The organism is Emticicia aquatilis (genome assembly GCF_014644295.1).
Classification (GTDB): domain Bacteria; phylum Bacteroidota; class Bacteroidia; order Cytophagales; family Spirosomataceae; genus Emticicia; species Emticicia aquatilis.
Genome location: NZ_BMKK01000010.1, coordinates 37,768 through 51,696 on the forward strand (window position 1 = coordinate 37,768; position 13,929 = coordinate 51,696).

15 protein-coding genes are annotated in these 13,929 nt (G+C 32.0%); 13 read left to right on the forward strand and 2 right to left on the reverse strand.

Going from position 1 to position 13,929, the window contains the following annotated elements; translation table 11 throughout:
- The first annotated feature begins 710 nt into the window (after positions 1-710).
- From IEX65_RS20795 to IEX65_RS20820, 6 genes are all read left to right on the forward strand, one after another.
- Positions 711-1,784, forward strand: a complete 1,074-nt coding sequence (locus IEX65_RS20795) for a GTP pyrophosphokinase (RefSeq protein WP_188768958.1) — start codon at positions 711-713, stop codon at positions 1,782-1,784.
- 431 nt (positions 1,785-2,215) lie between these two features.
- The gene (locus tag IEX65_RS20800) at positions 2,216-2,686 is read left to right on the forward strand and encodes a hypothetical protein (protein WP_188768960.1); all 471 of its coding nucleotides are present in this window, start codon (positions 2,216-2,218) and stop codon (positions 2,684-2,686) included.
- A gap of 409 nt (positions 2,687-3,095) precedes the next feature.
- Positions 3,096-3,467 carry a hypothetical protein gene (locus IEX65_RS20805; RefSeq protein WP_188768962.1) on the forward strand — a complete coding sequence of 124 codons (372 nt, stop codon included), beginning with the start codon at positions 3,096-3,098 and terminating at the stop codon, positions 3,465-3,467.
- 410 nt (positions 3,468-3,877) lie between these two features.
- Positions 3,878-4,549 carry a hypothetical protein gene (locus IEX65_RS20810; RefSeq protein ID WP_188768964.1) on the forward strand — a complete coding sequence of 224 codons (672 nt, stop codon included), beginning with the start codon at positions 3,878-3,880 and terminating at the stop codon, positions 4,547-4,549.
- A gap of 601 nt (positions 4,550-5,150) precedes the next feature.
- Positions 5,151-6,500 (forward strand): hypothetical protein, encoded by a 1,350-nt coding sequence (locus IEX65_RS20815; RefSeq protein WP_188768966.1) that lies wholly within the window; start codon positions 5,151-5,153, stop codon positions 6,498-6,500.
- 2 nt (positions 6,501-6,502) lie between these two features.
- Complete coding sequence (locus IEX65_RS20820) at positions 6,503-7,795, forward strand: S8 family peptidase (RefSeq protein WP_188768968.1); 1,293 nt, start codon at positions 6,503-6,505, stop codon at positions 7,793-7,795.
- 406 nt (positions 7,796-8,201) lie between these two features.
- On the opposite strand, the gene IEX65_RS20825 is transcribed toward IEX65_RS20820, so the two are convergent.
- On the reverse strand, positions 8,202-8,558 hold the full coding sequence (locus IEX65_RS20825; protein WP_188768970.1) for a hypothetical protein: 357 nt from the start codon (positions 8,556-8,558) through the stop codon (positions 8,202-8,204).
- A 440-nt stretch (positions 8,559-8,998) separates the two neighbouring features.
- On the opposite strand from IEX65_RS20825, the gene IEX65_RS20830 reads away from it, so the two are divergent.
- The 4 genes from IEX65_RS20830 (at position 8,999) to IEX65_RS20845 (ending at position 10,358) form a co-directional block, all read left to right on the forward strand.
- Positions 8,999-9,499, forward strand: a complete 501-nt coding sequence (locus IEX65_RS20830) for a hypothetical protein (protein WP_188768971.1) — start codon at positions 8,999-9,001, stop codon at positions 9,497-9,499.
- On the forward strand, positions 9,496-9,669 hold the full coding sequence (locus IEX65_RS20835) for a hypothetical protein (protein WP_188768972.1): 174 nt from the start codon (positions 9,496-9,498) through the stop codon (positions 9,667-9,669). Before IEX65_RS20830 ends, IEX65_RS20835 begins: the two co-directional genes overlap by 4 nt.
- A gap of 142 nt (positions 9,670-9,811) precedes the next feature.
- Complete coding sequence (locus IEX65_RS20840; protein ID WP_188768973.1) at positions 9,812-10,006, forward strand: hypothetical protein; 195 nt, start codon at positions 9,812-9,814, stop codon at positions 10,004-10,006.
- Positions 10,007-10,109: 103 nt separating this feature from the next.
- Positions 10,110-10,358 carry a hypothetical protein gene (locus IEX65_RS20845; protein ID WP_188768975.1) on the forward strand — a complete coding sequence of 83 codons (249 nt, stop codon included), beginning with the start codon at positions 10,110-10,112 and terminating at the stop codon, positions 10,356-10,358.
- 710 nt (positions 10,359-11,068) lie between these two features.
- On the opposite strand, the gene IEX65_RS28145 is transcribed toward IEX65_RS20845, so the two are convergent.
- Complete coding sequence (locus tag IEX65_RS28145; RefSeq protein ID WP_262891871.1) at positions 11,069-11,197, reverse strand: hypothetical protein; 129 nt, start codon at positions 11,195-11,197, stop codon at positions 11,069-11,071.
- Between the two features lie 117 nt (positions 11,198-11,314).
- Between IEX65_RS28145 and IEX65_RS20850 the strand changes: the two genes are divergently transcribed.
- The 3 genes from IEX65_RS20850 to IEX65_RS20860 all read left to right on the forward strand — a co-directional run bounded on the left by IEX65_RS20850 (position 11,315) and on the right by IEX65_RS20860 (position 13,875).
- Positions 11,315-11,869 (forward strand): GNAT family N-acetyltransferase, encoded by a 555-nt coding sequence (locus tag IEX65_RS20850; protein ID WP_188768977.1) that lies wholly within the window; start codon positions 11,315-11,317, stop codon positions 11,867-11,869.
- 467 nt (positions 11,870-12,336) lie between these two features.
- Positions 12,337-12,870, forward strand: coding sequence for a hypothetical protein (locus IEX65_RS20855; RefSeq protein ID WP_188768979.1), 534 nt, complete (start codon positions 12,337-12,339; stop codon positions 12,868-12,870).
- 408 nt (positions 12,871-13,278) lie between these two features.
- Complete coding sequence (locus IEX65_RS20860; RefSeq protein WP_188768980.1) at positions 13,279-13,875, forward strand: hypothetical protein; 597 nt, start codon at positions 13,279-13,281, stop codon at positions 13,873-13,875.
- Positions 13,876-13,929: the final 54 nt, after the last annotated feature.

Genomic DNA, 13,929 nt, shown 5'->3' on the forward strand with positions numbered 1-13,929 from the left:
TTCAAACGCATAGTCATCGCCGACATTTTTAATGCGTGGTATTTTCTCAAATTTTACTCCGATTAATAAATTATTTTGCTTTTAATTTTCTTTTTTCAGAACTTGGTATGCAGATTTGGTCAGCGACTTTCGATTTGAGCAGTTTCTACGATTTTTTTCATCTTAGCACGCAGCTTTGTTGGTGGACTTCAAATCGGAACGGTTGGCAAAGTTGGTGTGTCTCCAACACGAGCAAATAAGTAAAAGTTTGATATTCAACCAATTAACTCAAAATCCAATCCCAAATCTTCTCATTTGCGGTCGTTGGAATGAAAAAAAAAGCGAATTATTTGCAAATATTAAATTTAATTTTCATATTTGTAGCGAAAATATTTTCTAAATCGTTTTCTAAAGCTTGTCAACGATTTTATTTGGTTAATTAACAAAGATAAATATGCTTATGATTAAATGAAATCTAAAGTTATTCGCCGAGAGTCTAAAAAACAACGTAGACAATGTAAAAGCCTTATGCTTTAAAACTCTTTATTCGGTTATAATATATAGAAATCTTCATTGAAGTCCGATTCAGGTTTTATTGTTAGAGTGCTTAGCATCAAAGAAATTTTAGTGGGGGAGATTTTCTGATCAATTATCAAGCTCATAATTTAGAAATTACCGGTAAATTATAACCCCTGTCTATTCAGGGGTTTTTTATTAAAAGCAAATATACGATGAATGAAATAAATATAAATTTCAACGAAAAAGAAAGTAAATTCAGATCATTTTACCAACAGAATTTGGAAGTTTTTAATTCAGCAGTTCGCACTTTTGAAACCTTGGTACATTCATTAGTTGTAGATGAAATCGAAATAGACTCTGTGAGTTCTCGTGTAAAAAACCTTGATGAGTGTATTCATAAATTTAAGCGGAAATATCTATCAAAGTTTGAAGAATCAGATACAGACTATGAAGTTTATGACTCAATTACTGACTTACTTGGCGTGAGAATAGTATGTTTGTATGTTTCAGATTTTGATAAAATAAAAGAGTTATTAGAAGAAAACTTTAAAGAGATTGGGATTACTGATAAAACAGCTCTAATCGAAAGTACAGAAAACCAATTTGGGTATAAAGGGCTTCATTTAGACCTAAAACTAAATGAAAGTAGAGAGCAATTACATGAATATAGAAAGTTTAAAGATTTAAGATTTGAATTACAAATTAGGACGATAATTCAAGACGCTTGGAGCGTTTTAGATCATAAAATAAAGTATAAAAAATCAATTCCCAATAGCTTAAAAAGAAGGATTAATAGACTTTCTGCTTTATTTGAAGTTGCAGATGAGGAATTTTTAAGAATTAAAAATGAAACAATTGAAGAATCAGATAAAGCTGGCGAGGAGTTCTTAAGAATTAAAGACGAAACAATTGAAGAAAGCACTAATAGTAAATCAGAGATAGAACAATCTAAGGATATATTTTCAGAAAAAATAAGTGTTTTTTCCTTCTTAAAAATAGCTAACGGTTATTTTAAAGATTATTTGTTTGAAGAAAGTAGAGCAGATAACTTTGTTGAAGAAATATTAAAAATAAATCCTGATTATCGACCTTTTGACTTGTATATTGCCATCGCTAAAAATATTGAAATAGTAAATGAATATAGTTCGACGGAACATAAGTACTTGAATCCATATACCACTTTAAGACATATTATTTATAATTCAGATAGCACAGTATTTAAAGAAATTCTGTACCCTAATCAACGTCATACTTTTGATTTATGGAAATCCCATACCAATAGTTAAATTACCTTTTCTGTATACTATTAAATAGGTTGACAGCTTTAACTCAAAGATTTGGTCGACTGGACAAAAGCGAAGTTTTCAAACATGAATTCTCAGTAAAATATTTCAGTTTCAAGTTACTGCCGACATTTCCAATGTGTGGCAGTAACTCGACTTCGTTCCGACAAATAAAATTTCTTGCATTTTTATTTCTTTTTTCAGACCTTAGTTTGCAGATTTGGCCAGCGACAGGATGAATGAGCAAATTCTACGCATCTTTTTAGTCCTTAGCCCTTTTCTATCTTGGGGACACTCTGAAAGCGTAGTACTCAACAATCCGAAATTCCAACGCTAATTATGGCGTAAACGCTTGATATTCAATTAATTAATACAAAATCAAACCCCAGCATCGCCATAATGGTCGTTGGAAAAATTTCACTTTCTAAATAAATATGTACTCAAAAATTCCTTTTCAACAAGTAATCAAACAAATTGGTGAGGAGTTTTTTAATGACGAAAATCCAAAATTCATCCTAACACCCGATTCCATATGTTATTATTATAATCTTAACTGTAAATGGATTGATATAGTAAATTGGGAAGCTTTTAATTTCAATAGCGATTTTGATTTTGAAAATAAAGACTTAGAAAATCTTTTTCAAAGTTTAAATTTCTCATATGAAAATTCGAATTTAATTATCATAACTAATGAAGAATGGAAAGATAAAAAGGAAGCTTTCAAGACTGGTATTAATCTATTTGAGTTCATAGAATGGTATGAAAATTACAGAAATGTTAACTTTTATCAGCCACATGACTATATATTTTACAGCTTAAACAATTCAGAAATACTATTTATTCATCATGAAGGAAAAGCTGCTATTCTAACAAAATCAAAGCTAAATTTCTTATCAATTACCTAAATCGCATAGGCATTTTCGACAAGCAAAATTCGCTGGCTTTTCAGTTGTTCAAACGCATAATTTTCGAGCGACTGGACAGTATTTTGGCACTTTTTTGAGATTTTCTGCTCTCAAAGTGGGTTGGCGACAAGTTCTCTGAGTGGTATGTTTGTCAACTTTTCTTCGATTCTCAAAGTTTTATCCAACTCATTTGCTTTTTTGTATTTTTCCGTGCAATTTTACTTCCTGCATTCATCCTTGCTGGATTGGGTTAGTTGGTGTGCAAGCCGTCCTTCGGACGTCTTATCAGAGCGGACTCAAAGTCAGTTTTGTCCAACTCGAAAGCATTGTGTAAAGGTCTGATGCTTTATTAATTAACTCTAAATTTACTCCAAGTCCATCACAATGCTGGTCGTTGGAAATTTTTCAAATGAATATTTTTAGTATCAATATTAGTTTTAGAAAATCTCATCAAACTTATGATAAACTGACTAAGCTTTTTTGTTTAGACCCATTACCATCATTTCAAAAAGGTAGGTTTAGCGAAAAAGTTCCGAGTACTTGGATTTTTCAAATTGAAAAAGATGAATATTTTGATTTTATTAATCATTTTCTCAACATCTTAGAACCTAAATTTCAAGCATTAGAATCTTTGGGCATTAATCGTAAGAATAAGGATATTGTGTTTTGGTATATTTATGAATATGAACACCAGTGCAATATGGAGTTTCACCCAGAAGAAATGATTCGATTAGGACAAGCAGGTATTCCATTAGCAATTTCTTGCTTCTCTAAACCATAAGCAGCTAAAATAGTTTGACAGTTTTAGGCTCAAATTCTCGTTCGACGAGCCGAATCCGCTGGTTTTTTAGTTTTTCAAACGCATAATTTTTGGCGAACAGGACAGTTCTCTCTTACTCTATTTTGGGGTTTTCTGCTCTCACGGTGGGTTTGCGACAAATTCTCTGCTTGGTAGTCTCTCCAATTTTTCTCCGACTATCAAATTATTTCTGCACTCGTTTGCTTTTTTAGATTTTTCAGTGCAAATTTACTTTCAGCAGCATAGTTGCTGGGTTGGGTTGACTGGCTGGCTTAGGCGTCGTTCGACGCCAGATTAGAGTGGTCGCATAGTTCATCAGTCCCAACACGAAGCATTATGTAAAGGCTTGATATTTAATTAATTAACTCTAAATTTACTCCAAAACCATCATAATGCTGGTCGTTGGAATTTTAAAGCAGATGAAAATCTTTAGTTTAAATTCAAATAGTTTAATATTAAGCTTGTTTGCAGTTGCTACAATCATATTTAGCTGTGGTGATAAAGGTGTATCCACACCTATAACACCTAATAACCCAACGGGAGTAAACAATAATATGAATAACACAACTATTCTTCCAACTGCCAAGTGGTTTGTGTCTGAAATTTTTTCTCAAACCTATGATTTGGTAAATCCTCAAACAGGGAAAATAGATTTTGTAGCTTTTTTGAACTTTAGTGGAAAAAATAGCCAAACTAATCAATTGTTCAAAATTGTTAGGTATCCTGAAGATGAAGTTAATATCCAACTGATTAACTTTGATAAGGCTGAAAAAATGGATGAAGATTCTTATAGAACATCTGTTGGGGATACTTTAGAACTATTACTGACAAATTCAAAAATCAATTCTAAGACTGGTAATCCAGAACCTATGAATATTGGAGGTCAACTTTATCAAAGCTTAAGGATAAAGACTAAAAATTTCTCTGTGGATTTGGGTTTGAATAGAAAATTGTCAGAATATCGAGATGGATTTAATGCTGTAAACAATAATCCTTCTGGTACTTTTTATACAATTAAAAATACACCAATTGGAAAGCAAACATTTCGCCTTGAAATAGAATAATTTGGATATGGATTAATACCATCTTTTGTAACTTAGATAATTTCTTCTAATGAAAAGCAAGCATCGCTAAATTTTCAAAAATTTAAACGCATATTTCTCGGGTGACAGGACAGTTCTCTCCTACTCCATTTAGGGTTTTCTGCTTGCAAAGTTGGCGTCCGACAAATCCTCTGAGTGGTATGTTTGCCAACTTTTCTTCGATTCTGAAAGTTTTATCCAACTCATTTGCTTTTTTGTATTTTTCCGTGCAATTTTACTTCCACCATTCAGCCTTGCTGAGTTGGTTTGGTTGGCGTGTCAGCCGTCCTTCGGACGTCTTATCAGAGCAGACGCAAAGTTCATCGACTCCAACTCGAAAGCATTGTGTAAAGGCTTGATATTTAATAAATTAACTCTAAAATCACTCCAAAACCATCACAATGCTGGTCGTTGGAACGAAAAATAAAAAATAAAAAAATAAATTCCCCCCAATTAGCTACACATCTCAATTCTTCAGATAGTATAAATTAATAATGAAAGTACCGAATAATAAAAATGCTACACCTATTCTTGAATTATAGAAAAACATCTGCAAAATTTACAAAAAAAACTTAATAATATCATGAAAAACAAAATCATAATTTTCTTGTTATTTTTTCCATTTATAGTTTCAGCTCAAACAGTAGAAACACAAGAAGAAAAAGATACGAAAGCAGCAGCTACCAAACAATTCAAAAAAGATAGTACTGAATTAGCCAGAAAGAAGACATTAACGGGATTGGCAAATGATATTAATGGCCTTGAAAGAACAGATGATGCTGCTATATCAAAAGCAAAGTTAGATGAAATATCTAATAATTTAAAAGCATTTGGAGAGAATAAACTAACTCCATTAAGTGGAGATATTACCATTTCAGAAGGGAAATTTTCAACTGCTGAAACAAAGGCTCTTGTTGACGATGCACTCAATGGAGCAATTCAACAATTTAAAAATAGTTTAACAGCTTCAATAGGTGATAAAGAAGTATTAGTTTACGATGCTTCACATTTTAAAGGTATTTATCAATATAGAATAATAGAATCTGAACTAAAAAAGATTAGTTCTAACTATGAGGATTTAAAAAATGAAATTACTCCACCTGTAGTCGAGCCATCTTCAGTTGCTGCAGGCATTGCTTTGGGTGTAAGTGTAGCTCGAGCAGTAGCCGATTTAGCTACAATTTTTAAGACAGAAACCCAGATAACTGTAAATAATGAGACAGTTGCAGAAAGCTATATTATATCAAAAATTGTCAAAGAATTAAATAACAAAAAATTTTATTACCCTTCTCTTTTCCCTATAAATCCTACCGATGATTCAGAGTTATTGAAGAAGCTTAGCGAAATTGAGGCTTCCAAAGATAAAATTTTAGCTGGGATAAAAAAGTTTAAAAAAGACAAAAAAATTAATGAAACAAACGAAAACATTGATAAGAAAAACACTGAATTGGCTAAAAAAAATGTAGAATTACTAAAAGCAAAAAAAGATAGTCCCAAAGATACAATAAACATAAAAAAAGAAATTAATATTATTAACGGCGAAATAGCTGTATTGAAACAAAGTATCGAAGCAGTATCTAAAACTCTTAGCGGATTCGAAGAGGAATTAAAAAAAATAAATACAGAATATGACTTAATAACAGAAAGTTTAAAACAGGCTATAAATAAAGAAACCAATGTAACTGCAATGGGTATATTATTAAGTGTTGAACAAATTTATAAAAAGTTAAAAACAGATAGTGCCTTAACACTAAGAATTTCCGCCAATGGTATTGGAACAACTATTGTGAAAAAGAGTCAATGGAAAACCAAGTTATCATCTACTGGGGCTCTCCAAATTGAATACTTGCTTTTTGAAAAAAGTGGCAAAATTCTGGACTCTGACGCATTTAATAAGTATGGAGAGAAGAGCTTCAACAATAATTTAAGATAATTATGAAGACAAGGAGCAGGGTGATAATACGTGTAAAGGAAAATAGTGATTTCAATAATTCTTTTGAAATATTGAAAAGCAGGAACTTAAATCCTTCAAAAGTTTTTTCATTTCAAAATGACCCTTTTGAAATAGAGCGTAATTTTCCAATAGAGAATCTTGATTCAAGTGGTTATTTATACGATAATGAATATTATCGTAAACTTGGTAAACGTCAAAAAGACTACTATCGAACCTATAAAATAGATTTTACAGATGATGAATCTGCAAAAGAATATTGTTTAGCATTGCAAAAAAACGAGAATATTGATGATGCCTATTTAGATGGTTATGTTCACTTAGCAACAAATCCCAATGATAGTTTACTTAGTAAACAGATAGCACTTATAAATATTCAATGTGAACAAGCATGGGATATTTCGAGTGGAAATCCAAATATTATCGTTTCAGTAATCGATACAGGAATCAATGATAATCATGAAGATTTAAGAGGGAATATCTTTGTTGATAATACAGGAAAACGAGGCTTTAATTTTACAGATGATGCTGATTTCAATGATAGCAGGCCTGATAAAGGGCACGGTACCTGTGTTGCAGGATTAATTGCAGCAAGTTGGAATAATAGTCGAGGGATAGCTGGAGTTGCACCTAATTGTAGAGTAATTAATTGCAAGGTTTTTCCTACGAATGATATAACAGCTTTTTTTTCAGACTGCCAAGAAGCAATTAATACTTCAATTAGAAATGGTGCAAAAATTCTTAATTGCAGTTGGGAGATTAATTTGGATAAAGATGATAAGATTGTAACTGATTTCATTGATTTTATCAATAAAGAAGCAACCAAATCAGTTTTTGTGTTTTCTTCAGGCAATAAAAACAAAAATATAGCTGAAACGGCATGGAGCAAATTAGAAAATTGTTTGATTGTCGGTGCCATGAATATTAATGATAATATCTGGACTGAAAACGATAAGAAAGGCTCAAACTTTGGTCAGAATATAATATATAGCTACGGTTCAGGGGTGTTCGGTTTAACAAATGAAAATAATGATTCCTACAACGTTTTAGATTCAGGGACTTCATTTGCGGCTCCCCATGTGTCAGGTATTTGTGCTCTAATTCTAAGTTATAATCCAACAATTTCACCAAAACAAGTGAGAGACATTATTATTGATTCTCGAGAAATGGTTCTGGGAATGAGTTCAACGTTAGGTATCGGCAAAGTTAATGCACTAAAAGCCTTAAATTTGACCCAACAACGGTTTGCAAAACTAAGTCCAAATTTATTTTCTTAACCCGTATGATAATGAAATGTCTTGACACTTTTAGGCGTATGCTGCTAAAATAGTTTGACAGTTTTAGCCAACCTCAGACGTGCCGAAACCGCTGCTTTTCAAGAATTTCAAACGCCTAATTTTTTGCGACGAGGCAGCATTTGGATTCGCCATGTAAATTTTCCTGCTTGCAAAGTGGGCTGGCGACGATTTCTCTGCGTGGTATGTTTGCCAACTTTTTTTCGATTTGCAAAGTTTCACCCAACTCATTTGCTTTTTTGTATTTTTCCGTGCAATTTTACTTTCAGCAATCGACTTGGCTGGCTTGGGTTGGTTGGCGTGCAAGACGTTCTTCGGACGTCTTATCAGAGCGGTCGCAAAGGTTATCAGTTCCAACACGAAGCATTATGTAAAGGTCTGTTATTTATTAAATTAACTCCAAAATCACTCCAAAAACCATCATAATGCTGGTCTTTGGCGGTTTCTCTCGCAAGTCTTTCTTTTCAGTTTTTTCGACAACGCCAAAATCAAAGAATTCAACCTTTTTCTCGAAAACTTCGCCCCTATTTTCGGTAATTTTCTCGTCAATTTCTCGCATTTTTCGCTCATAATTCTCGCAAATGTCTCGCTTTTTCTCGCCAATTTTAAGCATAAAACTTAAAAGACTTTTTTCAAATTCTACGCAATCAAATTTCATACTTTTAAGACTTTTAGCAGTTATTTTCAGCATTTCTCTCTCAATTCTCGCTCTATTTTTGCCTTTTTCTCCATTTTTGTCAAGCATTTAGGCACTTTCGACACGCAAAATTCGCTGGTTTTTCAATTTTTCAAACGCATAGTTCTCAGTGGACAGGACAGCTTTTTGGTATTTTATTTAGGTTTTCTGTTCGCAAAGTTGGTCTGCGACATTTATAATGCTTGGTAGTTTCGCAACTTTTGCTCCGAATCGCAAAATATTTCTAAACTCGTTTGCTTTTTTAGTTTTTTAAGTGCTAATTTACTTTCAGCAATCAAGTTTTTGGGTTGGGTTCGTTGGCGTGCTGCTGTCCGTTGGACAGCAAATTAGAGCGGTCGCTAAGTCCATTTTCTCCAACGCTAAGTATTATGTAAAGGCTTGATAATTAACAAATTAACTCTAAAACTACTCCAAAAACCATCATAATACTGGTCGTTGGAAATTTTTCAACAAAAAAGTATCTTTAAATTTAAAACACAAAAAATAATATGGAAGATTTAAGGTACGATTTTTCAAAAGAAGTTTATAAAAACGAATGTGATAGAGAAAATGGATTAAACAATAAATCTCAAATCTATTTATCTCTTTTGACAATAATTTTATCATCAATAATTTTTAATATTAAAGATGTATATGATTTAATAAAAATGCCTGAATTTAGCAATATAAACAATACAATTATTGGGGTTTTGGTATCAATATTAGTTACATCATCCATAGCCATATCAATGATATTTTTATCCATGAGGCTATTTGAATATAAAAATCCTTATTTATTTGAGACTCTAAAAAAATTCTATGAAAAGAATGAATATGACAAAAAAATATTTGACTTAGAAACGTCTAAAAATTATTTAAAGGCTGCAAGAAGTAATGAGAGAGTAAATGATTCAAAAGCGAAGTTTTTAAGTTATTCTTATTTTTTTATTATACTATCTTTTATTTTAAGTGTTGTTTTTTTAACCTTAATTATAACTGTAAAAAAATGAATCTTATTCCAGACCCAGCCGAAGAAGGTACTTCAACCCCAAACCCAGAACCAACACCAATTCCTGATGGTGGTGATTGGTGGGATGATTCAAATTTAGGTGGTACTAAAAGAAATGTACCGCCACCTGAGCCACAAAAAACGGAAATATTTATAAGAGAATCATCTTGATTTTTTTGTAATTATATACAGTAGAAGAAACCAAAAAAGTAAAATCATAAACTTGACAATTTAAAAGTTTTTAATTAATTTAGATTGTTGTTTATGGGTGTTCATATTCACGAGCGACAGGATATTCTAACAAAATTTGGCCGTGGAGTTAGGTATATCACTTGGACAGGATATTTGGAGTGTTTTCTTTAGTTCAAAAGCACTTCAAATATCACTCCGACATTTGATTAGAGCAGATTCTATGATTTTTACCATCTTAGCATGCAGCTTTGTTGGTGGACATCAAATCGGAGCGGTTCGCAAAGTTGGTTTGTCTCCAACACGAGCAAATAAGTAAAAGTTTGATAATCAATTAATTAACTCAAAATCCAATCCCCATCTTCTTATTTGCGGTCGTTGGAAAATATTTACACCTAATGATTTTATTTCACAACAACTAAATGGAGATAGCTAATAATATAAACGACTTCGATTCATATAAACAGATAGTTTTCAATTTCAATCGAAGTAACGTACCCTATACAGAACGAGTCGGAGAACCCGATGAATTGAGTTCGGTTATTGGGTTAGTTTCTATGGGTTTCCAACAATTAGAAGATACTTTATCTGCATTTATTATTGAAATGTTAAGTGTTGAAGTAGCAATGGGAAAATTATTGTTGCTGAATTATCATTTACAAATAAAGTAAATATATTTAGTTCTCTTTTTCATTTACTCAAAGAGAATAGGCAATTTAATTATGGTCATTTTGAAAAAGATGAGTATTTTAAAGAATTAATTAAATCAATCCTAAGGTGTCAGGACTATAGAAACCAAGTCATTCATTCAAGTTTTTTACAAAATTTCAAAACTGACTCCAATATAATTCGACATAAATTAAGTGCGAAGTCTAAAAAGGGGTTAGTAGAAATTGAAGAGAAAATAGATATTCCATTTTTATTTGATATTTATGACTACTCAATTTCTATATCTTGGGAAATTCAACAGTTTTTTATTGACTTTAATCCAAGTAGACAAAAAGGTGAAGATATGTACATAGGAACAGAAGTGAGTGATGTATTTAAATATCGTATGTAACAGTCCGTATGCTGCTACAATAGTTTAACAGCTTTTAACTCAAAGGCTCAGTCGACACGCAAAATTCGCTGGGTTTTCAACTTTTCAAACGCCTAATTTTTTGCGACGAGGCAGCATTTTGGTTCGCCAAGTAAGATTTTCGGCTTGCAAAGTTGGCTGGCGACAATTTCTCTGAGTGGTATGTTTGCTAACTTTTCTTCGGCTCGCAAAGTTTTATCCAACACATTTGCTTTTTTGTATTTTTCCGTGCAATTTTACCTCCAGCATCCAGCTTTGCTGGACTGGGTTGGTTGGCGTGTCAGCCGTCCTTCGGACGTCTTATCAGAGCGGACGCAAAGTTAGTTTAGTCCAACTCGAAAGCATTGTGTAAAGGCCTGATGTTTTATTAATTAACTCTGAAATCACTCCAAGTCCATCACAATGCTGGTCGTTGGAATTTTGTTCACGCAAATCTTTCTTTCAATTCTTTTTACACCTTTGTTATAATGCAACAAAAAGTAATTTTTCAACTATCTTTGTTGTTTTACTCACTTTTAAAGTATTTTTACAATAAATCTTTATACAACAATGGTTACTATTACTCTTAAAAATGATTCAAAAATTGATGTAAAAATTTGTAGTGCTGAATTTATAAATGTACAAAAACTTGTAATACTAAATCATAAGTGGCAAAAAGCAGCACTTGGTGACCAGCTGCAAGATGGATACATCGGTGCCGCATTTTCCACAGACACATTTTACGCCATAATTGAAAAGAAACAAATTGTAATTACAGAATATAACGATGAAGTGATTGGTTATTATCTACTTAACAATATTTCAAAAGATGGGGTTATTGGTAGGCATGAAGAAATAGTCAAAGAATTGAAAAATAGTGGTATTATTGACAAAAAAAAGAACATTTGTGTTGGTGGCCAAGTAGTGGTAGATTCTTCCTATATGGGTTCTGGTATTAGACAACAAATGTTGAAAGAATTAGTTAGCAATATGAAAGGGTGTTATGACTTTTTATTTGGTACGATTGCAAAAGACAATCCAAGAGCATATACTGCACACACCAGAGATGGTTGGAAGGTGTATGGTGAAGATGACAATTTGTTTTTCGTCTTATATGAAGTTTAGTAAAAAAATACTTTGTCGTTTTGTATCGGCTCTTAGTTATTGCCGACAACATATCAAAAAAACAAAATACAAGTTTGCAAAAAAACTCAGTAAATTGTGCCAGTTTTTAGGCTACAGCGACACGATGAAAGCGAAGTTTTACAAGGCTAATTTCGCAAAAACTTCTACGCAAATTGTCCCGCCTAGAGGCTCGTGCGACACGATGAAAGCGAAGTTCTAAGGCTTTTTTTTCGCAAAAACCTCTCACCCACTTTTTTAAAATTTGTAAAGTTGGTTTTCAGCAATTATATTTGTTAGGCTGGATTGACTGGTTGGCTTTTGCGTCTGGTGACGCAATATTAGAGCGGTCGCAAAGTTAGCTTCGTCCAACACGAAGCATTATGTAAAGGCTTGATAATAAACAAATTAACTCTAAAATCACTCCAAAAACCATCATAATGCTGGTCGTTGGAATAATCTTCAAACCAATGACTTTAAAGCAAATCAACATTATTGTTATTCCAATTATGTTTTTCTTTAATAATGCTATTGGACAAACAACTCAAAGGAAGGGTGAAATACAAAAGGATACGATTGTTTCATTATTGCAAAAAGAAAAATACGGCAAAACGGTAATTTTATTTCAAAGTGATAAATATAATATAAAAACCTCATTAGATACTTTTAAAGAAAATATTGAAAATTGGGTAGCAAAATATCCTCACTTAAAGGAAGATTTAAATTTACTGAGACTTATTATTGAAGAATCAAATAGCAAAAATGAAATTAATGCACCGAGTATTGCTAAAAACAACAATTTGCTTCATAGACTTGAATATAGATTAAGTGATATTATTCAAAGCGGAAAATGCATCATTCTTAATAAGGAAAACCATAAAGTTTTAAACTCTATTAAGGTACAGACTTATAGTTACCATTGTGGAAGATTCTGTGGTGGTGGGGGGAGAAGGTTTTTTGTTGATGATTTTATTCTGCTTCAAGTTGTGGATTGGATAAGTTAGAATCGTATGCGACTGAAATAGTTTGACAATTTTTATAATTTGCGACACACAAACATCGCTAAGTTTTCTAAAAATCAAACGCATAGTCATTTGCGACACTCAAAATGCGTGGTATTTTCTCAATTTTCACTCCGAAAAATAAATTCTTTTGCTTTTCAATTTCTTTTTTCAGAAATTGGTATGCAGATTTGGTGAGTGACATTCGATTAGAGCAGTTTCTACGATTTTACCATCTCAGCACGCAGCTTTATTGGTGGACATCTAATCGGAACGGTACTCAAAGTTGGTTTGTCTCCAACACGAGCAAATAAGTAAAAGTTTGATAATCAAATAATTAACTCTAAAATCAATTCCAATCTTCTCATTTGCGGTCGTTGGAAGTATATTCTCCTAAATTTTCAAACAATTATGAAGCACACACTTTGCATTATTTTCTTTTACTGTTTCATATTTTCTGCACACTCTCAATTTAATAAGAATGATTTATTCATTTCAACAGGCATAACTATAAATAACTTCAAATATTCAAAGTTACCTTGGAAAACTTATGAATTTCAGCCATTACAGTCTCTTTACTTGGTAAATAAAAACATTGGTATTGGTTTATCAACCAACTATATTTACAAATTAGTAGCAGGAACAACTACATACCATGATTTTGTAACTTATGCTAATGTAAGAGGTATTTTAAATAGTAGTTTTTTTGTTAAGCCTTATTTACAGTTTTCAGCAGGTCTTGGAAATTACAAAATCACTCAAACTAATATAGATAGGTTTTCTCCTAACACACCTACTATTAAAGAAATATGGAATGCCAATACAGTTAATTACGCCCCAACAATAGGTACAATGATTTCATTTTCTCCGAAGATAGGACTTGACTTCAATTATCAATATCGTATTAATAATTTAAAATTTAAGAAACCTTTTTTTACTACAAATGAAATGACAGTAAAAGAATCGAAATTAAATTGTTCACTATTTTATAAATTCAACACAAAATGATAATTAAAAATCACTTCTCAAATTTCGTTTTGAGCTAGTTAGTGACGTTAGCTT